The organism is Mesorhizobium sp. M2D.F.Ca.ET.226.01.1.1, from assembly GCF_004022705.2.
Taxonomy (GTDB): domain Bacteria; phylum Pseudomonadota; class Alphaproteobacteria; order Rhizobiales; family Rhizobiaceae; genus Mesorhizobium.
The window spans coordinates 40,624-62,584 of record NZ_RZOY02000018.1; the positions used below are offsets into that span (position 1 = coordinate 40,624).

The 21,961-nt window shown below is 63.8% G+C and carries 17 protein-coding genes; 10 read left to right on the top strand and 7 right to left on the bottom strand.

Annotated features, from left to right (window positions below; all coding sequences use genetic code 11):
• Positions 1–48 precede the first annotated feature (48 nt).
• Together rhaI and EN869_RS30400 are read right to left on the bottom strand one after the other, a co-directional pair.
• Complete coding sequence (rhaI, locus tag EN869_RS30395; RefSeq protein WP_127230226.1) at positions 49–1,341, bottom strand: L-rhamnose catabolism isomerase; 1,293 nt, start codon at positions 1,339–1,341, stop codon at positions 49–51.
• A gap of 93 nt (positions 1,342–1,434) precedes the next feature.
• Entirely contained in the window at positions 1,435–3,537 is a 2,103-nt protein-coding gene (locus EN869_RS30400; RefSeq protein WP_127230225.1) for a bifunctional rhamnulose-1-phosphate aldolase/short-chain dehydrogenase, read from the bottom strand.
• Positions 3,538–3,726: 189 nt separating this feature from the next.
• Here EN869_RS30400 and EN869_RS30405 point away from each other — a divergent pair, with 189 nt between their 5' ends.
• From EN869_RS30405 to EN869_RS30435, 7 genes are all read left to right on the top strand, one after another.
• Positions 3,727–4,536 (top strand): DeoR/GlpR family DNA-binding transcription regulator, encoded by an 810-nt coding sequence (locus EN869_RS30405; RefSeq protein ID WP_127230224.1) that lies wholly within the window; start codon positions 3,727–3,729, stop codon positions 4,534–4,536.
• Between the two features lie 55 nt (positions 4,537–4,591).
• Positions 4,592–5,587 carry a rhamnose ABC transporter substrate-binding protein gene (gene rhaS, locus EN869_RS30410; protein ID WP_124996133.1) on the top strand — a complete coding sequence of 332 codons (996 nt, stop codon included), beginning with the start codon at positions 4,592–4,594 and terminating at the stop codon, positions 5,585–5,587.
• 184 nt (positions 5,588–5,771) lie between these two features.
• Complete coding sequence (locus tag EN869_RS30415) at positions 5,772–7,313, top strand: sugar ABC transporter ATP-binding protein (RefSeq protein WP_127230223.1); 1,542 nt, start codon at positions 5,772–5,774, stop codon at positions 7,311–7,313.
• Positions 7,310–8,287 (top strand): ABC transporter permease, encoded by a 978-nt coding sequence (locus EN869_RS30420; RefSeq protein ID WP_127230222.1) that lies wholly within the window; start codon positions 7,310–7,312, stop codon positions 8,285–8,287. Before EN869_RS30415 ends, EN869_RS30420 begins: the two co-directional genes overlap by 4 nt.
• Positions 8,284–9,285, top strand: coding sequence for an ABC transporter permease (locus EN869_RS30425; protein ID WP_127230221.1), 1,002 nt, complete (start codon positions 8,284–8,286; stop codon positions 9,283–9,285). The genes EN869_RS30420 and EN869_RS30425 overlap by 4 nt, the downstream gene beginning before the upstream one ends.
• Complete coding sequence (gene rhaM / locus EN869_RS30430) at positions 9,285–9,599, top strand: L-rhamnose mutarotase (protein ID WP_189341279.1); 315 nt, start codon at positions 9,285–9,287, stop codon at positions 9,597–9,599. Before EN869_RS30425 ends, rhaM begins: the two co-directional genes overlap by 1 nt.
• The gene (locus EN869_RS30435) at positions 9,596–10,960 is read left to right on the top strand and encodes an FGGY-family carbohydrate kinase (protein ID WP_127230219.1); all 1,365 of its coding nucleotides are present in this window, start codon (positions 9,596–9,598) and stop codon (positions 10,958–10,960) included. The genes rhaM and EN869_RS30435 overlap by 4 nt, the downstream gene beginning before the upstream one ends.
• Before the next feature lie 10 nt (positions 10,961–10,970).
• On the opposite strand, the gene EN869_RS30440 is transcribed toward EN869_RS30435, so the two are convergent.
• Together EN869_RS30440 and galE are read right to left on the bottom strand one after the other, a co-directional pair.
• On the bottom strand, positions 10,971–12,227 hold the full coding sequence (locus EN869_RS30440; protein WP_127230218.1) for a D-amino acid dehydrogenase: 1,257 nt from the start codon (positions 12,225–12,227) through the stop codon (positions 10,971–10,973).
• 102 nt (positions 12,228–12,329) lie between these two features.
• A complete protein-coding gene (gene galE, locus EN869_RS30445) occupies positions 12,330–13,325 on the bottom strand; it encodes a UDP-glucose 4-epimerase GalE (protein WP_127230217.1) in 996 nt (331 codons plus the stop codon).
• A gap of 337 nt (positions 13,326–13,662) precedes the next feature.
• Between galE and hemA the strand changes: the two genes are divergently transcribed.
• Positions 13,663–14,940 (top strand): 5-aminolevulinate synthase, encoded by a 1,278-nt coding sequence (hemA, locus tag EN869_RS30450; RefSeq protein WP_127230216.1) that lies wholly within the window; start codon positions 13,663–13,665, stop codon positions 14,938–14,940.
• 157 nt (positions 14,941–15,097) lie between these two features.
• Here the strand turns inward: hemA and EN869_RS30455 are convergent, their stop codons facing one another.
• Together EN869_RS30455 and mscL are read right to left on the bottom strand one after the other, a co-directional pair.
• A complete protein-coding gene (locus tag EN869_RS30455; RefSeq protein ID WP_127230215.1) occupies positions 15,098–16,264 on the bottom strand; it encodes a pyridoxal phosphate-dependent aminotransferase in 1,167 nt (388 codons plus the stop codon).
• Positions 16,265–16,374: 110 nt separating this feature from the next.
• Positions 16,375–16,794, bottom strand: coding sequence for a large conductance mechanosensitive channel protein MscL (mscL, locus tag EN869_RS30460; protein WP_127230214.1), 420 nt, complete (start codon positions 16,792–16,794; stop codon positions 16,375–16,377).
• A gap of 241 nt (positions 16,795–17,035) precedes the next feature.
• Between mscL and EN869_RS30465 the strand changes: the two genes are divergently transcribed.
• On the top strand, positions 17,036–20,521 hold the full coding sequence (locus EN869_RS30465) for a PAS domain-containing hybrid sensor histidine kinase/response regulator (protein WP_127230262.1): 3,486 nt from the start codon (positions 17,036–17,038) through the stop codon (positions 20,519–20,521).
• Between the two features lie 15 nt (positions 20,522–20,536).
• On the opposite strand, the gene EN869_RS30470 is transcribed toward EN869_RS30465, so the two are convergent.
• Entirely contained in the window at positions 20,537–21,172 is a 636-nt protein-coding gene (locus EN869_RS30470; RefSeq protein WP_127230213.1) for a TetR family transcriptional regulator, read from the bottom strand.
• A gap of 84 nt (positions 21,173–21,256) precedes the next feature.
• Between EN869_RS30470 and EN869_RS30475 the strand changes: the two genes are divergently transcribed.
• Complete coding sequence (locus EN869_RS30475) at positions 21,257–21,913, top strand: O-methyltransferase (protein WP_127230212.1); 657 nt, start codon at positions 21,257–21,259, stop codon at positions 21,911–21,913.
• Positions 21,914–21,961: the final 48 nt, after the last annotated feature.

The window sequence follows — 21,961 nt, forward strand, 5'->3', positions numbered from 1 at the left end:
TGTCCACCGCCAATGGCGCTGGACCACATCAATGCGGATATCTGTCTGTCAAACAATCCCGCCGCCACCACCCGCAACTGCCGGCCGTTCCGCCGCCACCTTGGCCCGGTAGCCGGCTTCGCGATAGGCCGCGACCGGATCGATGGCGCCGCCGGTCCTCAGCCGGGCCGTTGCGAGGATCGGCTCGACATCGGTGCGGTAGGCACTTTTCAACGTCTGCGTCGCCATCAGCGCGTCGTTGGCCTCCTGGAAACCTTCCAGCGCCTTGCGGTCGACCAGCAGCGCCTGCGCGTAGGCGCGCTGCACCTCGACCGCCGACAGCATCAGGCTTTCGATCGGATCCGTCACGTTGTGGCTCTGGTCGAGCATATGAGCGGGGTTGAAGCCTTTCGCCCCTGAAAGCTCGGCGTCGACCAGCTCGTTGAAGACCAGGAAGAGCCGGTAGGGGTCGATGGAGCCGGCATCGAGGTCGTCATCGCCATATTTCGAATCGTTGAAGTGAAACCCGCCGAGCTTGCCGAACTGGATCAGCCGCGACACGATCATCTCGATGTTGACGTTGGGCGCGTGATGCCCGAGATCGACCAGGCAGAAGGCCTTGTCGCCGAGCTCCCTGGCGATGATGTAGTTGGTGCCCCAGTCCTGCACGACGGTGGAATAGAAGGCCGGTTCATACATCTTGTGCTCGGTGAACAGCCGCCAGTCGTCCGGCAGGCCGGCATAGATGTCGCGCATGGCGTCGAGATAACGCTCGAAGGCTTTGGCGAAATTGACCTGGCCGGGGAAGTTGGAGCCGTCGCCAATCCACACCGTCAGCGCCTTGGAGCCCAGCGTCTTGCCGATCTCGATGCATTCGAGATTGTGCTCGACCGCTTGGCGGCGCGTGCCGGCATCGGCATGGGAGAGCGAGCCGAATTTGTAGGAAAGCTTCTGGTCCTTCGCGTCGGAGAAGGTGTTGGAGTTCATCGCGTCGAAGCCGAGGCCGAAGCGCGAGGCCGCCTGCTTCAGCCGGTTCGGATCGGCCTTGTCCCAAGGGATGTGCAGCGAGACAGTGGGCGTCGCCTGCGTCAGCTGGCTGATGACAGCGCAGTCCTCGATCTTGTCGAAGATATCGCGCGGCTCGCCGGGACCGGGGAACCGGGCAAAGCGCGTGCCGCCGGTGCCGACGCCCCAGGACGGGATCGCCACGCCGAATTTCTCGACCTTGTCGCGGATGGCATCGATGGCAATGCCGCGGCGGTCGAGGCGGTCGCCGAGCGAGGCGTAGTCGCGCTCGAGGTCGGCTTGGCGGGCGGCGTTATGCTTTTCGACAACGTTAGCCGAGATGATCGTTTCGGACACTGCAATTCCTCCCAAGAATGCGTTCGGCTGGCGCTGCCCCTCATCCGCCTGCCGTCACCTTCTCCCCGTATAGTGACGGGGAGAAGGAAAGGCCTAGCGCGTAAAACTTTGCGCGTTGCCGGCGTCGACATTGACGATGTTGCCGGTCGACTTGGCCGACATGTCGGAGGCGAAGAAGTAGATCGCCTCGGCGATGTCTTCCGGGAATACCGAGCGCTTCAGCATCGAGCGCGAACGGTAGTGCTCCTCGAGATCGTCGGTCGACATCTTGTAGGCGGCGGCGCGCTGCTCCTTCCACTCGCCGGTCCAGATTTTTGAGCCGCGCAGCACGGCGTCCGGATTGACGACGTTGACCCTGATCTGCGCCTCAGCTCCTTCGAGCGCCAGGCAGCGGGCAAGGTGGATCTCGGCTGCCTTGGCGGTGCAATAGGCGGACGCATTCGGCGAAGCGGCGAGGCCGTTCTTGGAGGCGACGAAGACGACGTTGCCGCCGATCTTCTGCGCGCGAAACAGGCGGAAGGCCTCGCGCGAGACGAGAAAATATCCGGTGGACAGGATGTCCATGTTCTTGTTCCAGAGCGCCAGTGTCGTCTCCTCGATCGGCGCCGAGGACGCCAGGCCCGCGTTCGAGACGAGTATGTCGATGCCGCCGAATTCGACGGACGTTTCGGCGAAGCCGGAAAGCACCTGATCCTCCGAGGTCACGTCGATGCGCACCGGGCGGACGAAGTCCTTGCCGAAGGCTTTCGAGAGCTCGTCGTTGGCGCTGGCGAGCGCCGCTTCATCGATGTCGGCCAGCACCACGCAGGCGCCCTCGCGCAGCAGCCGGTTGGCGGTGGCGCGGCCGATGCCGCCGGCGCCGCCGGTGACCAGCGCGATCTGGCCGGCCAGCGCCTTCGGCTTCGGCAGGCGCTGCAGCTTGGCTTCCTCGAGTTGCCAATATTCGATGTCGAAAGCTTCCTGCGCCGGCAGGCCGACATAGGACGAGACCGTCGAAGCACCGCGCATGACATTGATGGCGTTGACGTAGAATTCGCCGGAGATGCGCGCCGTCGCCTTGTCGCCGGCGAAGGTGAACATGCCGACGCCGGGCATCAGGTAGACCACGGCATTGGGGTCGCGAATGGCTGGCGAGTCCGGATGCTTGCAGGCGTCGTAGTAAGCCTGGTAACCGACGCGGTATTCGGCGATGTCGTCGGCCAGCCGCGCGATGACGGCGTCGATATCGGGCTTAGCCGGATCGAACTCGATCACCAGCGGCCGGATCTTGGTGCGCAGGAAATGATCCGGACATGAGGTGCCGAGCGCCGCCAGCGCCCGCAGGTCCTTGGAATTGACGAATTCGAGCACGGCCGGCTGGTCGTCGAAATGACCGAGCTTGTGGCTCTTTTCGGAGATCAGGCCGCGAATGCGCGGCATCAGCTTTGCGGCAATGGCGCGGCGTGCCGAAGCATCGAGCGACTTCACCGCCTCGCCGCCGAAAATAGCCACGCCTTCCGACCGGCGCTCGAACCACTCGATTGCCTGGTTGATGACTGAGATCGTCGTTTCGTAGCATTCCTTCGGGGTGTCGCCCCAGGTGAACAGGCCATGGCTTTCAAGCACGACACCCTTGGCGTCCGGATTTTCCAGGCAGAATTTCTCCAGCCATAGGCCGAGCTCGAACCCCGGCCGCTTCCACGGCAGCCAGCCGATCGCGTCGCCGAAGATCTCCTTGGTGATCGCCTTGGAATCCTTGGCGGCGGCGACCGCAATGATGGCGTCGGGATGCATGTGATCCACGCAGGCCTTCGGCACGTACGCATGAAGCGGCGTGTCGATCGAGGCCGCGCGCGGATTGAGGTTGAAGGTGCAGTGAGGCAGATAGCCCACCATCTCATCCTCGTGCTCGACGCCGCGATAGAGGCCTTTGAGCGCGCGCAGCTTGTTCATGTAGAGGGTGGCGAAACCGTCAAGCTTGATCGAGGCGCTGTCGCCGCCCGAGCCCTTGACCCACAGAACCTCGACATCCTCGCCGGTCAGCGGGTCCTTCTGCCAGACCTTGGACGAGGTGTTGCCGCCGCCATAGTTGGTGACGCGCTTGTCGGATCCCAGCGTGTTCGAGCGATAGACCAGAAGCTCGGGACCGCTCATACCTTCGGCTTTTGCATCGTCCCACAGATTGGCGAGGCGCGAGCCGGAGCGCTTGTCGAGCATAGGTATCCTCCCTTGGAGCGCGAGTGCCGCACCCCTCTTTTCTCGCTGGGGAATGTCTACGCAAGCGCCCCACTTGTCAATCACAAACGATCAACATCGATCATATTGCACTGCACAATGAAAATATATGATCGGAAATGATTGACACTGCGCGTTTTCTAAGGCCTGATGCTTGGGCAGGGAGGAACCATGCACGAGAAAGAACGCCACAGGATCATTCTGTCCGCCGTCCAGGAAAAGCCTGTGGTGACGGTGCAGGAAATGGTCGAGCTGACGGACTCCTCCGAGGCGACGATCCGACGCGACATCGCGGCGCTGCACATCCAAAAGCGCCTGCGCCGGGTGCGCGGCGGCGCCGAGGCGATCTCGCCGCCGCAGTTCATCGGCCTTGCCGGCCGGCCTTTCTCCGTCAACGAGACGCTGAACGCGGCCCAGAAGCGGGCGATCGCGCGGGAAGCGGTGAACCTTTGCGCGGACGGCGAGCCGATCATCATCAATGGCGGCACCACCACCTTCCAGATGGTGCATTTCCTGACCGGACGGCGCATGCCGATCTTCACCAACTCGTTCCCGATCGCCGAGCATCTGCTCAAGCACTCGAAGAACACGGTGATGCTGTCGGGCGGCACGATCTACCGCGAGCAGAACATCATCCTTTCGCCCTTCGACAATGACGTTACGCGCAACTTCTATGCGCGGCGCATGTTCATGGGCGCGCAAGGCCTGGGGCCGCTCGGGCTGATGGAGGGCGATCCGCTGCTGATCCAGGCCGAGCAGAAGCTGATCGACCAGGCCGACGAGCTGGTGGTGCTGGTCGATTCCTCGAAATTCCGCATGCGCTCCAGCCTGATCCTGTGCGGGCTGTCGCGCATCGCGACCGTGATCACCGACGACGGCATCGAGGACCGGGAGGCCAAGATGCTGGAAACGGCGGGCGTGGCGCTGATCGTCGCCCGCAAGCAGTCAAGCGACAAGGAAGAATCTTCACTGCAGGCCTGAGGGAAACTCACGCCCGCAGCGGCGATGGAATGCAACGCTCAAGGGAGGATATTCGATGAGCTTTTTGAAGAAACTGCTGGTTACGGCGGCCTTTTCCGCCGCCATGTTCGTGAATGCCGCCTATGCCGAGAACGTCAAGATCGCGCTGGTCGTGAAGTCGCTCGGCAACGGCTTCTTCGACGCCGCCAACAAGGGCGCCGAGGAAGCGGCCAAGGAACTGGGCGATGTCGACGTCATCTACACCGGCCCGACCAAGGCCACCGCTGAGGCGCAGATCGAGGTGATCAATTCGCTGATCGCGCAGAAGGTCAACGCCATTGCCGTTTCGGCCAATGACGCCGACGCGCTGGTGCCGGTGCTGAAGAAGGCGATGGATCGCGGCATCACCGTGATCTCGTGGGACTCCGGCGTCGCCAAGGAAGGCCGCCAGCTTCACCTCAACCCGTCGGACACCAACCTGATCGGCGAGACCATCATCAAGCTCGCCGCCGACTACCTGCCGGAAGGCGGCGACGTCGCGATCCTCTCGGCCTCCTCGACCGCGACCAACCAGAACGCCTGGATCGAGGCGGCCAAGAAGGTGCTGCCGGAGAAGTTCCCGAAGATCAAGCTGGTCGCCACCGTCTATGGCGATGACGACTCGGCCAAGAGCACCGACGAGGCCAAGGGCCTGCTCAAGTCCTATCCGAATCTCAAGGCGATCATCGCGCCGACCACCGTCGGCGTCGTCGCCGCAGCGCAGGTCGTCACCGACGAGAACCTGATCGGCAAGGTCAATGTCACTGGTCTCGCGCTTCCGTCGGAGTTCAAGAAGTTCATCGACAACGGCGCTTCGCAGGCTGTCGCGCTGTGGAACCCGATCGACCTCGGCTATTCGGCGATCTATCTCGCCCATGACCTGGCGGTGAAGAAGGAAGAGGCCAAGCCCGGCGCCACGCTGTCGATCGGCCGTGTCGGCAAGGTGACGCTCGACGACACCAACTCGGCTGCGATGGCTCCGCCCTTCCAGTTCGACAAGACCAACATCGAGAAGTTCTCCAAGATCTATTGATCTGGAAACCAAGGGCGCCGCCCCCTCATCCGGCCGCTTCGCGGCCACCTTCTCTCCGGTGGGGAGAAGAGCCAGGCGCCAAGCTCGGCAATTCCCTCTCCCCACGGGGGAGAGGTCGACCGAGCGAAGCGGAGGTCGGGTGAGGGAAGTCCACACGAAATAGATGATCGGGCTTGATACGACTATGGACACGACGGCCCATGACGGCACGATAAAGGAGCGGCCACCGACACCGACTCCGCGCCTGACGCTGTCCGGTATCTCCAAAAGCTTTCCCGGTGTCCGCGCCCTGCACAATGTCAGCCTGTCGCTATATCCGGGACAAGTGACCGCGCTGATCGGCGAGAACGGTGCCGGCAAGTCGACGCTGGTCAAGATCATGACCGGCATCTACCAGCCCGATTGCGGCGAGATCGGCATCGACGGCCAGGCCACGGCGCTGCCAAGCGCGCATGCCGCCTTCGGCCACGGCATCACCGCCATCCACCAGGAAACCGTGCTGTTCGACGATCTGTCGGTGGCCGAAAACATCTTCCTCGGCCACGCGCCGCGCACCCGCTTCGGCACCATCGACTGGCGCACCATGCGCAACAATGCGCGCGAGGTGCTGGAGACGATGCGCGCTGGCCATATCGATGCCGACGCGCGGCTGAAGGATCTCGGCATCGCCAACAAGCATCTGGTGGCCGTCGCACGCGCGATGTCGATCGATGCGCGAATCGTCATCATGGACGAGCCGACGGCGGCCCTTTCGATGAAGGAGATCGAGGAGCTTTTCCTGCTGATCGAGTTCCTGAAGAGCGACGGAAAGGCGGTGCTGTTCATCAGCCACAAGTTCGACGAGATCTACCGCATCGCCGACCGCTACACCGTCTTCCGCGACGGCGAGATGGTGGGTGAAGGCCTGTTGAAGGACACTGGCCAGAACGAGATCGTGCGCATGATGGTCGGGCGCAATGTCGACCACATCTTTCCGCAGCGCGAGCCGAAGATCGGCGCACCGGTGCTTTCGGTTTCCGGCCTGTCGCATCCGACCGAGTTCGACGACATCGGCTTCGAATTGCGCAAGGGCGAGATCCTCGGCTTCTACGGGCTGGTCGGGGCCGGGCGCAGCGAGGTGATGCAGGCGATCGCCGGCATTACCCGCACCAGCCGAGGTGCCATTTCGCTGGACGGCAAGACGATCGCGCCGAAATCGGCGGCGGATTCGATCGAGGCCGGCATCGTCTATGTGCCGGAGGAACGCGGCAAGCAGGGCGTCGTGATCGGCCTGCCGATCTTCCAGAACGTGTCGCTGCCTTCGCTGGCGCGCACCTCGAAATCCGGCATGCTCAAGCTCGCGGAAGAGTTCTCGCTCGCCCGTTCCTACACCGAGCGGCTCGATCTGCGCGCCTCCTCGCTCAGCCAGGATGTCGGCACGCTTTCCGGCGGCAACCAGCAGAAGGTGGTCATCGCCAAATGGCTGGCCACGACACCCAAGGTGATCATCCTCGACGAGCCTACCAAAGGCATCGACATCGGCTCCAAGGCTGCCGTGCACGGTTTCATGGCGGAGCTGGTCGCGCAAGGGCTATCGGTGATCATGGTGTCGTCGGAATTGCCAGAGATCCTCGGCATGTCGGACCGTGTCGTGGTCATGCGCGAAGGCCGGATCGCCGCGACCTACGACAATAAGGGGCTCGACGCCGAAACGCTGGTTCGAACGGCAGCGGGGATCGCGGCATGAAGAATTTCCTCAAATATCGCGAGATCTGGCTGCTCGCCGGTATCGTCGTTCTGATCGGCCTGATCTCGACGCGCTTCCCCGGCTTCGCAGACCCCGCCAATCTGCGCCAGGTGTTCAACGACACCTCGATCCTGATGATCCTGGCGCTGGGCCAGATGGTGGTGATCCTGACGCGCTCGATCGATCTGTCGATGGCGTCCAACCTATGCTTCACCGGCATGGTGGTGGCGATGCTCAACGCCGCGCATCCGGCGATCCCGATCCCGGTACTGATCGTCATCGCTCTCGCCGTCGGACTGGTGCTTGGCGCCATCAACGGCTTCCTGGTGTGGCGGCTCAACATCCCCTCGATCGTGGTGACGCTCGGCACGCTCACCATCTATCGCGGCGCCACCTTCGTCGTCTCCGGCGGCGCCTGGGTCAATGCCGACCAGATGAGTCCCGACTTCATCAATTTCCAGCGCGCCGCCTTCCTCGGCCTGCCCGTGCTGTCCTGGATCGCAATCATCGTGATCGCGCTGTTCTTCCTGGTTATGACGCGGACCGCGCTTGGACGCTCGATCTACGCGATCGGCGTCAATCCGACTGCCTCGGTCTATGCCGGCATCGATGTCGGACGGACAAAATTCATCGTCTTCTGCATTTCCGGCATGATCGGCGGGCTCGCCGGCTATCTCTGGATCTCGCGCTATGTGATCGCCTCGGTCGAGGTCGCGAACGGCTATGAGCTCAACATCATCGCCGCCTGCGTCATCGGCGGCATCTCGATCGCCGGCGGCATCGGCTCGGTCGGCGGCGCGGTGCTTGGCGCGCTGTTCCTTGGCATCATCTCCAACGCGCTGCCGGTCATCAACATCTCGCCCTTCTGGCAAATGGCGATCTCGGGCAGCGCCATCATCCTGGCCGTGGTGCTCAACGCGCGCGGCGAGCGCCGGCAGGGCCGCATCATCCTCAGAAAGGCGGAAGCGGCATGACCGACACCCCTGCCCCGCGCCACATCCCCGACCGGCTCGACAAGCCGCTCTCCTCGGCGATCTTCTCCTGGGAGGCGCTGCTGGTCGTCATCGCGGTCGTCATTTTCGCGGTCAACAGCTTCGCGTCGCCTTACTTCCTCGATCCGTGGTCGCTGTCGGACCTGACCTTCAACTTTACGGAAAAGGGGCTGATCGCGCTTGCGATGGCGCTGCTGATCATCTCCGGCGAGATTGACCTCTCGGTTGCCGCAATCGTGGCTTTGGCCTCGACGATGATGGGTATGGCCGTGCAGGCCGGCGCCGGCACGCCGGTGCTGGTCGCGATCGGCATAGCCGTCGGCCTCGCCTGCGGCGCCTTTAACGGGCTGCTGGTCACGCGGCTCGGCCTGCCGTCCATCGTCGTCACCATCGGCACGATGAGCCTGTTTCGCGGCATCGCCTTCATCATCCTCGGCGACCATGCCTATAAGGGCTATCCGGAGAGCTTCGCCTTCTTCGGACAGGGTTACGTCTGGTGGGTCTTCTCATTCGAGCTGGCGCTGTTCCTCCTCACGGCTTCGATCTACTGGTTTGTGCTGCACCGCACGAGCTTCGGACGGCGCGTCTTCGCCATCGGCAACAATCCGGTCGCCTGCCAGTTTTCCGGCGTGCGGGTCGATCGTATAAAATTCATCCTGTTCTGCCTGACCGGGCTGATGTCGGGCATCGCTTCCGTGCTGATCACGTCGCGGCTCGGCTCGACCAGGCCGTCGATCGCGCAAGGCTATGAGCTCGAGGCGATCACCATGGTGGTGCTTGGGGGTGTGTCGATCCTCGGCGGTGCCGGCAGCATCCTCGGCGTCGTGCTTGCCGCCTTCATCATGGGGCTGGTGACGTTCGGCCTCGGTCTGCTCAACGTGCCGGGCATCGTCATGTCGATCTTCATCGGCCTGTTGCTGATCGTCGTCATCGCACTGCCGATCCTCTGGCGGCGGCTGCGCGAGGGACGCTTCGCCTGATGGAAAAATACGCCTTCAAGATGAAACTCAATCCGGGCATGAAGGCCGAGTACAAGCGCCGCCATGACAAGATCTGGCCCGAGCTGGTGGCTCTGCTGAGAGAGGCCGGCGTTTCCGATTATTCGATCCATCTCGACGAGGAGACCGACATCCTGTTCGGCGTGCTGTGGCGGCGTGACGATCACGGCATGGCCGACCTGCCCAAGCACCCGGTGATGCAGCGCTGGTGGGCGCATATGGCCGACGTGATGGAGACGAAAGCCGACAACGAGCCGGTGGCGGTGCCGCTGGAAACAATGTTCCATATGGCATGATCCGCGACGTCGCCGTCATCGACATCGGCAAGACCAATGCCAAGGTGGCGCTGGTCGATCTCGACACGATGCAGGAAGTGGCGCTGCGCCGAATGGCCAACGCACCGGTGCGGCACGCCCCCTACCCGCATCACGATGTCGAAGCGCTGTGGACGTTCATCCTGAACAGCCTCGCCGATCTCAACCACGAACGGCGCATCGATGCGATCTCGATCACCACGCATGGCGCGACGGGCGCGCTGGTCGATCAATCGGGCGAACTGGCGCTGCCGGTGCTCGATTATGAATTCGACGGCCCCGACCGGCTGGCGCAAGAATATGACGCCGTCCGCCCGCCCTTCGCCGAGACCGGTACGCCGCGGCTGCCGGTCGGCCTCAATCTCGGCGCGCAGTTCTTCTGGCAGCAGAGGCGCTTCCCGGCGGAATTCGCCAAGGCGACGGCGATGCTGATGTACCCGCAATATTGGGCGCTGCGGCTGACCGGCATTGCCGTCAACGAGGTGACGTCGCTCGGCTGCCACACCGATCTGTGGAACCCCTGGACGTCCGACTATTCATCGCTGGTCGACAGAATGGGCTGGCGCCCGTTGATGGCGCCGGTGCGGCCGGCAAAAGACCGGCTCGGTCCGATCCTGCCGGTGTTTGCGCGACGCACCGGGCTCGACCCGCAAACGCCGGTGTTCTGCGGCCTGCACGATTCCAACGCCTCGCTGCTGCCGCATCTGGTTTCAGAGCAGCCGCCCTTCTCAGTCGTTTCGACCGGCACTTGGGTGGTGTCGATGGCGGTCGGCGGCAGGAAGGTGGAACTCGACCCTGCGCGCGACACGCTGGTCAACGTCAACGCGCTCGGCGACCCGGTGCCGTCGGCGCGCTTCATGGGCGGACGTGAATTCTCCATGCTCACCGACGGTCGGCCGCAGGAATGGCTCGATGACGATGTTGCGGCGGTGCTGGCGCGGCAGGTGTTGCTTCTGCCTTCGACGCAGCGGGGCTCCGGACCCTTTCCGCATCGCGACGCTCGGTGGGTCAATGCCGAAGACTTGAGCCCCGGGCAGCGCTTCGCCACAATTTCGTTCTATCTGGCGCTGATGACCGCGACCTGCCTGGAGTTGATCGGCGGCGACGGACCGACGACGGTCGAAGGGCCCTTCGCGCGCAACCCGCTTTTCATCAATATGCTGGCGGCGGCGACGGAGCGGCCGGTTGTCGCCTCGGAGACATCGACCGGAACCAGCATCGGCGCCGCCCTGCTGGCGTCGGACGGCGCACTGGCAATGAGCAAGGGGGAGCGAACTCAGCCACCGGCCGATCCGGCCTGGCAAGCCTACAGGCAAGTGTGGCGGAAGAACGCCACCGCGTAAGCAAACCGGCTCAGCGCCCCGTCCCGTAAAGCAATCCTCTCGGGTCGATCTGCGGCTTTCTGCCGGCGACGACATCGGCCAGGAACTGCCCGGAGCCGCAGGCCATGGTCCAGCCGACATGGCCGTGGCCGGTGTCGAGGTAGAGGTTGCGGTATTTCGCCTGGCCGATCACCGGTACCGAATTCGGCATCATCGGCCGCAGGCCCGCCCACAGCACCGCCTTCTTCTCGTCGAAAGCGCCGGGGAAAAGATCCTTGCCGGTTTCCAGGATGGTCCTGAAGTCGCGCGGCTTGAAGCTGCGGTCGAAGCCAGTGAACTCGGCCGTCGAGGACATGCGCAGGCGATTACCGAGCCTCGAATAGCCGATCAGCCGGTCCTCGTCGGCGCCGCCCATGGTCGGCCCCTTGCTCTCATCCTCCAGCGGAATCGTCGCTGTGTAGCCCTTCACCGGATAGACCGGCAGGTCGATGCCGTAGCGGCGGCCAAGCAGGCCGCTTTCCGGCCCCATGGAGATGACGACGGCGTCGTCGGTAACGGGACCGGCCGAGGTCATGACCGCGCGCACCCGATCGCCTTCGATGTCGAGGCCCTCGACCGTCGTGCCGAACAGGAACTTCACGCCGAGTTTTTCGGCGGCATAGGCGGCAAGGTTGTCGGTGAACTGTTTGGAATCGCCGGTCTGGTCGATCGGCGAATAGATGCCGCCGGCGATCTTTTCCTTGACGCCGGCAAGGCCCGGCTCCAGCTCGACCAGGCGCTCCCGGCCGACGATCTCGATCGGCAGGCCGTGCTCTGCGAGATAGCGATAGTTGTCGGTGCCGGTGTCGAGGCTCTTCTGCGAGCGGAAGAAGTAGAGAATGCCCTTCTTGCGCTCGTCATAGTCGATGCCTGTCGCCTCCGACAGTTCATTGATGCACGCGCGGGAATGGAGCGCCAATCTCAGCTTGATGTCGGTGTTGGCGCGCAGCCGCTTCACGGTGCATTCGCGCAGGAAGCGCAGGCTCCAGAGATAGAAATAGGGGTCGAGGCGCAGCCTGACCTTGATGCCGAGATCGTGGTTCCACAGCGCGCGCAGGAAGGTTTTCAGCGCGGCGGGCGAAGCCCAGGCGGTGGCGTCGCCGGGCGACACCAGGCCGGCATTCGACTGGCTGGTGCCGCGCGCCGCCGCCTCGTGGCGCTCGATCACGGTCACCTCGTGACCGTCCTTGGCCAGATAGTAGGCGGCCGCCGTGCCAACCACGCCGGCGCCGAGAACCAGTATTTTCATGCCGTCCCCTCAAGCATCATGGCGGCGGCGCGCCCGCGCGCAGCGCCGCATGAGGCTCAATACCGCTTCTAAAAGCGCCGGACGAGTCCTTGGCCCAACAGATCAGTTTCGAACGGAGTTCTTGGTCGTCAGGATACGTTCCCAGGCCAGCGCGTCGTTGACGATCAGGTCGAGATCGTCGCGCTGCGGCGTCCAGCCGAGCTCCTTGCGGGCAAGCTCGGAATTGGCGACCACGGCCGCGGCGTCGCCCGGCCGGCGGTCGCCCATGCGGACATCGAAATCATGGCCGAAGGCGCGGCGCACGCTGTCGATCACCTCCAGCACCGAATAGCCGTGGCTGTAACCGCAATTGGCGACGAGGCTCGTGCCGCCGGCGCGCAGCCGCTGCAGCGCCAGCCGGTGCGCCGCCGCGAGATCGCTGACATGAATATAATCGCGCATGCAGGTGCCGTCCGGCGTCGGATAGTCAGTGCCGAAAACCTGCATGAAAGGGCGCTTGCCGAGCGCGGTCTCGCAGGCGACCTTGATGAGATGCGTGGCGCCGGGCGTCGACTGCCCGGTGCGGCCCTTCGGGTCGGCGCCGGCGACGTTGAAATAGCGCAGCGCCGTATAGCGGATGTCATGCGCCAGCGCGGCGTCGCGCAGCATCCATTCGCTCATCAGCTTGGAGAGGCCATAGGGCGATTCCGGCGCCAGGCGCGCATCCTCGCGCACCGGCTCCAGCCCGGCGCCGCCATAGACGGCGGCGGTGGAGGAAAAGATGAAGTGCGGCACGCCTTCGCGGACCGCGGTTTCGATCAGCGTTCGGGTCTTGCAGGTGTTGTTTTCGTAGTAGCCGAGCGGGTCGGCGACAGATTCCGGCACCACGATCGAGCCGGCGAAGTGGATGATGGCGTCGACCTTGTTTTCGCGGATGATTCGGCCGACCAGGTCACGGTCGGCGACGTCGCCGACAACGAGCTTTGCTTCCGGGGCCACCGCCCATTCGAAACCGGTGGAAAGCCGGTCGAGCACCATGACGCTCTCGCCGGCGTCCAAAAGCTCCCAAACCATGTGGCTGCCGATATAACCGGCACCACCCGTCACCAAAACCGTCATCATCTACCTCGCTGATCAAGATTTATCGGAAACTGTCTCAACAGCCACCTTGCTGGAAACCCCGCCGCAAGCCTGTATTGTTTCATGCATGTCGTCCTCCCAAAACCGCTGCGCACTTTTGGGCGACATGCACTATCCTCCCCCCGTATGTTAAGTCCGTAACAGTTCCTCCCGCCCGAGGCATCGTACTGAAACAAAGCTCGTTCACACCCCGGGAAATAGGCCACGATCCGGCGTCGTTAGGAACAGGGCAAGGGCGTGGCATTTTGACCGGTTGGGTCCGGTGGACGCGGCATGGGGCAGTCACTATGATCCGGCTCAAAATTGGGAAGTCGACATGAACTATCAGCGGTTCTTCGAAGATGCGATCGACCAGCTCCATGCCGAGCGTCGCTACCGCGTTTTCGCCGACCTCGAGCGCATCGTGGGCAAGTTTCCGCGCGCTATCTGGCGTTCCAACGGCCGCGCCCAGGAAATCACCGTCTGGTGTTCCAATGACTATCTCGGCATGGGCCAGAACGGCGATGTCATCGCCGCCTTTCAGAGCGCCGCCGGCAAGATGGGTTCGGGCGCCGGCGGTACCCGCAACATTTCCGGCACCTCGAACCCGCTGGTCGAGCTGGAGCATGAGCTCGCCGACCTGCACGACAAGGAAGCAGCGCTGGTCTTCACCTCCGGCTTCGTCTCCAACGAAGCCTCGATCTCGACCATTGCCCGGCTCCTGCCCAACTGCCTGGTGCTGTCGGACGAACTAAACCACGCCTCGATGATCGAAGGCGTGCGCCGCTCGGGCGCGGAGAAGAAGATTTTCCGCCACAACGACGTCGCGCATCTGGAAAGCCTGCTGCAGGCGGCAGGGCGCGAGCGCGCCAAGCTGATCGTGTTCGAAAGCGTCTATTCGATGGACGGCGACATCGCGCCGATCAAGCAGATCGTCGAGCTCGCCGAGCGCTACAACGCCATGACCTATATCGACGAGGTCCATGCCGTGGGCATGTACGGACCGCGCGGCGGCGGCATCACCGAGCGCGAAGGCCTTGCCGACCGCATCGACATCATCGAAGGCACCCTCGCCAAGGCCTTCGGCACGCTGGGCGGCTACATCACCGGCACGAGTGCCGTGATCGACGCCGTGCGCTCCTATGCGCCGGGCTTCATCTTCACCACCGCGCTGCCGCCAGCGATCGCGGCCGCCGCCACCACCTCGATCCGGCATCTCAAGCGTTCGCGGGCCGAGCGCGACGCGCAGCAGCGCCAGGCGGCGCGCACCAAGCAGGTGCTGGCCGCGGCCGGGCTGCCGGTGATGGAATCGGCCACCCACATCGTGCCGGTGCTGGTCGGCGACCCCGAGCTTTGCAAGATGGCGAGCGACCGCCTGCTCGGCGTGCACGGCATCTATATCCAGCCGATCAATTATCCAACGGTGCCGCGCGGCACCGAGCGGCTGCGCATCACGCCGACGCCGTTCCACTCGGATGCGCTGATCGCCGAATTGCAGGATGCGCTGGTCGAGACCTGGGATGCGCTGGGCATTTCCTACGGTTCCGCCGGACGGCCAGCCGTGGCGAAGAGCGACCGGATTGTTCCCCTCCTGGTGCCGAAGTCAGGCGGCTGAAGCCCGTTTTAAACTCTACTTCGAAGGCCATCTGACGCAGGTTTCTCCGCTTCCGGTGCCCACGGACCTGAATGTCCGCTGCGCTCCGGTTCTCGAAACCCGCGCCAGCTGACTCGTCGGAGCGAGTTTCAATCCGGACTTCGTCGACTGGGCTCGGCTACACCGTCTTGATCCATTTCGCCAGGCGACGCGCCGCTTCCTCGAGCTGATCGAGGCGGCGGTGGAAGCATAGCCTGAGGAAGGCTTCGCCGCCGGGGCCGAAGGCGGTGCCCGGCGCCAGGCCGACATTGGCGTTGTCGACGATGTCGAAGGCAGCAGTGCGGGAATCGGTGATGCCGTCGACCTTGAAGAACAGATAGAAAGCACCCTGCGGCACGGTGAAACGCGCCTTGCCGGTGGCACCCAATATATCGCAGACGAGGTCTCGGGCGGCATGCGCGCGCTCGACCTGGCTCGCGATGAAGGCGTCGCCTTCGTCGAGGGCGGCGACGGCGCCGCGCTGCATGAACTGCGCGACGCCAGAGGTCGAGTACTGGATCAGGTTTTCGAACACCTGCTGCAAGGCCGGATGGGTCTTGATCCAGCCGACGCGCCATCCGGTCATCGCCCAATTCTTGGAAAAACTGTTGACGAAGAGGATGCGGTCTTCGGGCGAGGCAATGTCGAGGAAGGACGGCGCGCGGCCGCGCCCGTAGTGGAACAGCGAATAGATCTCGTCGGCGATGATCCACAGGCCTTTTGCGCGGGCAAGATCGAGGATCGCTTGAAGAGTCTCCCTGTCGGCGGTCCAGCCGGTCGGGTTTGACGGCGTGTTGATGAACAGCAGCTTCGTGCGCGGCGTGATCGCCGAGGCGATCTTGTCGACATCGCAGGACCAGCCATTGCCGGACTGGTCGAGCACGACCGGAACCGGCACGGCGCCCGCCACGCCGGCGGCGGCTGCGAAATTCGGCCAGGCCGGCGAAAGGTAGATCACCTCGTCGCCGCTGCCGGCAATGGCGTCGATGGCCAGTTGGATGGCGTGCATGCCGGAGCCGGTGACGATGAACTCCTCCTCGGCGAAGGTCTTGCCGAAATGCCTGGCGTAGTAGCGGGCAAGCGCCTGTCTGAGCGGGGGTATGCCCTTCTGCCAGGTGTAGAAGGTTTCGCCATCGGCCAAGCCTTTGGCGGCGGCATCGCTGATGAAGGAAGGCGTCGGCAGGTCGCCCTCGCCGGCCCAGAGCGGAATCAGGCCTTCACGCAGGCGGCCGTGATTGACGACGGCGACAATGCCGCTCTCGGGCGCGGCCAAGGCCTCAGGGCGCAAGGTCTGGATCAGTGTCATGCAAATTCCGTCCGGTTTTCCGCGACTGCTAGCCTCTTTTACGACAACCGCAAACAGAAAACCCCGGCCGCGAATGGCCGGGGTTTTGCTCCAGAGAGGCTCGCGCCGCGTTATCGCTTGGCAAGCAGGTCGCGGATTTCGGTCAGAAGCTGCACATCGGCCGGCGGCGGCGCGGCAGGAGCGGCAGGCTTCTCGCGCTCAAGCCGCTTGCGCAGATTGTTCACCGCCTTGACCATCAGGAAGATGATGAAGGCAAGGATCAGGAAGTTCAGCGCCACGGTAATGAAGTTGCCATAGGCAAAGACCGCCCCTTGCTTACGCGCATCGGCCAGATTGGTGGCAGTCACATTGTGCGACAAGCCAATGAAATAGTTGGAAAAGTCGACCCCTCCGAGCGCCCCGATGAAGGGCATGATGATGTCGTTGACGAGTGAATCGACGATTTTTCCGAACGCGGCGCCGATGATGACGCCGACGGCCAAGTCCATCACATTGCCCTTGGAGATGAATTCCTGGAATTCTTTCAGCATTCGTCCCTCCTTGCCGTGACCGGCCGCGCTGCCGCCTCATCCATCTCCTTCGGCGCCGGCCGGGCTCACAATAACAAAACCCCCCGGTTGCAAAACTGGAAAAACGGCCAGAGCACCGGTTTGTGTTTACGCAACGTCATCAAAGACATATGCGCCGAAAGCCGCGATGGACTTGGGCGCCAAGCTGTGATTGCGTCATGACGGCCGGAGGAGAAAAACGGCCAGGGAGGAAATGCGGACCGTGCAAGGCTGGTTCGTCGTCATCATCGCGATCGCCTATGTGACGCTGCTTTTCGCCATCGCCAGCGTCGGCGACCGGCGCGCCGCGGCGATCGGTTTCGGCCGGGCTCGGCCCTTCATCTACGCGCTCAGCCTCGCCATCTACTGCACCTCCTGGACCTTCTTCGGCTCGGTCGGCCTCTCCTCCGAGCGCGGCCTTGAATTCCTTGGCATCTATACGGGACCGGTGCTGGTCTTCGTGTTCGGCTTCCCGCTGCTCAACCGCCTGGTCCGGTTGGCGAAAAGCGAGAAGATCACCTCGATCGCCGACCTTCTCGGCGCTCGCTACGGCAAGAGTTTTGCCGTTGCGGCCATCGCCACAATGATCGCGACGGTCGGCGCGGTACCCTATATGGCGCTGCAGCTCAAGGCGATCTCCGGCTCGGTCAGCCTGATGGTCGAACACTATACCGGCTCGCCGCCCTCTTTCGATCCATTCGTCAGCGACATTTCGCTCGTGGTGGCGATGCTGTTAGCACTGTTCGCGGTGCTGTTCGGCACTCGCCACGCCGACGCCACCGAGCACCAGGACGGGCTGGTGCTGGCGGTGGCGGTCGAGACCGTGGTCAAGCTCGCCGCGTTCATCGCCATCGGCCTGATGGTGACGTTCCTGATCTTCGGCGGCCCCGGCGACATGTTCGCCAAGCTTGCCGCGAACGGTCAGGTGCGCCAGGCGATGAGCTACAACACCTCTTTGGCCACCTGGCTGGTGCTGACCGGCTTGAGCGGCTTTGCCATATTGATGCTGCCGCGGCAGTTCTACGTCACCATTGTCGAGAACCGCAGCGAGGCGGAGCTGCGCACTGCGACCTGGGTGTTCCCGCTCTATCTGGTGGCGATCAACCTCTTCGTGCTGCCGATCGCCTTTGCCGGCCTGTCGCTGGTCGGCACAAGGACCAGCAGCGACCTTTACGTGCTGTCGCTGCCGCTGCTCAGCGGCCACGATCTGCTCGCCATGGCCGCCTTCATCGGCGGCCTGTCGGCCGCGACCGCCATGGTGATCGTTGAAAGCGTGGCGCTGTCGATCATGATCTCCAACGATCTCGTCATCCCGCTGTTCGTGCGCCGCGTGCTCAAGACCAGCACTTCGGAGAACGAGGACTGGTCGACGCTGATCCTCAACGTGCGACGCGCGTCGATCTTCATCATGCTGTTCATCGCTTTCCTCTACTACCGCGAGAGCACCAACAGCGCCCGGCTGTCATCGATCGGACTGATGTCGTTTGCCGCGATCGCCCAATTCGCGCCGGCGTTGATCGGCGGCCTGATCTGGCGCCGCGCCAATGGCCGGGGCGCAGCCTTTGGCATGGTCGCCGGCATCGCTGTCTGGTGCTACACGCTGCTGCTCCCTTCACTCGCCGGTCTGGACTCTGACATCGTCGTCCACGGCCTGTTCGGCTTCGAGGCGCTGAGGCCGCAGGCGCTGTTCGGCACCGTCGGCGAGCCGCTGAACCATGGCGTTCTGTGGAGCCTTTCGGTCAACGCGCTGTTCTTCGTGCTGGGTTCTCTCTCGCGCGCGTCCCTGCCGCTGGAGCGCATCCAGGCGGCGATCTTCGTGCCGCGCGAGGCGAACCCCATGCCGAGCCTCAGACGCTTCCGCACCGCCGTCACCGTCAACGACCTCAAGGACACAATCTCGCGCTATCTCGGCGTCGAACGCACAGAGCGCTCCTTCCAGTCCTTCGAGAAGGACAATGCCGTTTCGCTCCACGGCAAGGAGCAAGCGAGCATGGACGTCATCCGCTTCTCCGAGCAATTGCTGGCAAGCGCGGTCGGCTCGTCCTCGGCGCGGCTGATCCTGTCGCTGCTTTTCCGCCGCAACGACCGCGATTCCAAGGATGCCTTCAAACTGCTCGACGACGCCACCGAAGCACTGCAGCACAATCGCGACTTGCTGCAGATCGCGCTCGACCAGATGGAGCAAGGCATCACCGTCTTCGACCGCGATTTCCGGCTGATCTGCTGGAACCGGCAATACCGGCTGCTGTTCGACCTGCCGGACGAGATGGGCCAGGTCGGCGTGTCGCTCGACCGGATCCTGCGCCATCTTGCCGAGCGCGGCGACATTCCCGCCGAACAGCGCGTGACGATGCTCAACCGGCTGACCAGTTTCGCCGGCCCATGGCAGATGGAGCTGAAGACCAGCGGCCGCATCCTGGAGCTGCGATCCAACCCGATGCCGGACGGCGGCATCGTCGCCACCTATGCCGACATTTCCGGCCGCGTCGAACAGGACCTGGCGCTGAAGCGGGCCAATGAATCGCTGGAACAGCGGGTCAAGACCCGCACCATCGAGCTCACCCGCGTCAACGAGGAACTGGCGCAGGCGCAGATGCTGGCCGAGGAGGCCAATCTCGGCAAGACGCGCTTCCTCGCCGCCGCCGGCCACGACATCCTGCAGCCGCTGAACGCCGCCCGGCTCTATTGCTCATCGCTGATCGAGAAGGCCGGCAAGGGACCGGCCGGGAAAGCCGCGGTCAACATCGAATCCTCGCTGGAATCGGTAGAGACCATCCTCGGCGCGGTGCTCGACATCTCGCGGCTCGACGCCGGCGCCATGAAGCCGGAAGATACCGCCTTCAGCCTCGGTGGGCTGCTCGGCCAGATCGGCAATGATTTTCGCCCGCTTGCCGCCGAAAAGAAGCTCGACCTTAAGATCATGCCGTCTTCCCTCGGCGTCATGACCGACCGCAATTTGTTGCGCCGGCTGATCCAGAACCTTGTTTCCAACGCGATCAAATACACGCGCCAGGGCCGCATCCTGGTGGGTGTGAGGCGGCGCGGCGAGCTGGCCGAGATCCAGGTGATCGACACCGGCATCGGCATTGCCGGCGACAAGCTCAACACGGTCTTCCACGAATTCACGCGGCTCGACGAAGGCGCGCGCGAGGCCGAGGGCCTTGGCCTCGGCCTTTCCATCGTCGACCGCATCGCGCGCGTGCTGCGGCTCGAGATCCGCATCTTCTCCAACCCCGGCAAAGGCACGCGCTTTTCGGTCCTCCTGCCGGTCGCGGCGGTCGCGGCGCCGCCGCGCGAGGCCGGCAAGGCGCCGGCGCGCTCCGCCTCGACGCTGGCCGGGCTCAATGTGCTGTGCATCGACAATGACGCGCGGATCCTCGACGGCATGCGACTGCTGCTCGAAGGCTGGGGCTGCCGGGTCGAGACGGCTTCGGGCTCGGAGGACCTTTTGAAATCCGGCGCGCCAAGGCCCGATATTGTGCTTGCCGACTATCACCTCGACGGCGAAACCGGGCTCGAAGCCATCGACGCGCTGCGCGCCATCCATGGCCAGGATCTGGCTTGCGTTCTCGTCACCGCCGACCGCTCCAGCGAAGTCCGCACGGCCGCGGGCAGGCTCGACATCCCGGTTATCAACAAGCCGCTGAAGCCGGCCGTGCTGCGCTCGATGATGGCGCGGGTCAGGCCGCTGGCGCCGGCGGCGGAGTGATCCGAAAAGAACGACTCAACCTCGATGCCCGAGGCTTCTGAGATAGGCACAGAACATGTCGGCGAGCGCATCGGAATAGGCTTCGATTTCATCGGCCGTTCGTTCCTTTTCCGAGAAATCCGCTCCCACCGTACTCAGCGTCTTCACGATCAGTTCGCCGGCCAGAGCGCGACCGGAATCCGGCGCGTCAGGAAGCGTCTCGCGCATGAAGGCCTCGACGGTTCGGTTAGCCGTCGCCCTCGCCTCCCGCGCCTCCGGAGCATCCCGATAGAGCGGCGCCGCGTCGTTCAGCGCGCCGCGCACCGCTGCCTCCTCGCATTCCGAGCGGATGAAGGCATGCACCAGCGTTCTTATCCGCTCGAGCGGCGATAGCTGGACATCTTCGAGGATGCCGCACAAGAGCTCGGTCGTCTGGCGCCATTCGTCGCTCTGCAGCCGGAACAGCAGCGCCGCCTTGTTGGGAAAATACTGGTAGAGCGAACCGACGGCGACGCCAGCCTTTTCGGCGACGCGCGTGGTGGTGAAACGCTGGGCGCCTTCGCTTGCCAAAACCTGAGCAGCGGCCTGCAGAATTGCCGCGACAAGCTCGGTGGCGCGCGCCTGTTTGGGCTGTTTTCGGGTGGAAATAGAAGGACTTGGGCGTTGGATCATCGCAGCGCTCGGAAATGCGAATTGGAAACCTGAAGGATTATTCGTATTTTTCGAGGCAACACAAGAACCCGCCCGGAGACAGGCATGACAACCTTGACCGAAACCCCTTTGGCTCCGCTGCTCGCCCGCCTGTTCAAGGAGGCCGATGCGGCGACCAGCCCGGCGATCGCGCAGTTCTCACGCGAGGAACGGGCGCGCCTCATCAACAGCAAGACCGAGTATCGCCAGTTCTACGGCAGCCTGAAGGACCTGTGGCTTGCTGTTTCACCCGAGACCGGCACGCTGCTCTACATGCTGGCGCGCAGCACCGGCGCGCGCATCGTCGTCGAGTTCGGCACATCGTTCGGCATCTCGACGCTCTATCTTGCCGCCGCACTCAGGGACAATGGCGGCGGTCGCCTGATCACGACGGAATTCGAGCCGTCCAAGGTGATGCGGGCCAAATCCAACCTGACGGAAGGCGGCCTCATCGACCTAGTGGAGATCCGCGAGGGCGACGCGCTGGAAACGCTGAGCAAGGACCTGCCCGACCGGATAGACCTTCTGCTGCTCGACGGCGCCAAGGCGCTCTATCCGGAAATATTGAGCGTGGTCGAGGGCCGGCTCAGGCCCGGCGCGCTGGTCATCGCCGATAATGCCGATTTCTCGCCCGACTATCTGGAACGGGTGCGCGCCCCGGCCAGCGGCTACATGTCGACGCCGTTCGGCGACGACGTGGAGCTGTCGATGCGGCTGAACTAGGCGCGCTCTCGAACACAAACTCATGCTGCTCGTCTGAGTGGCCGTAGG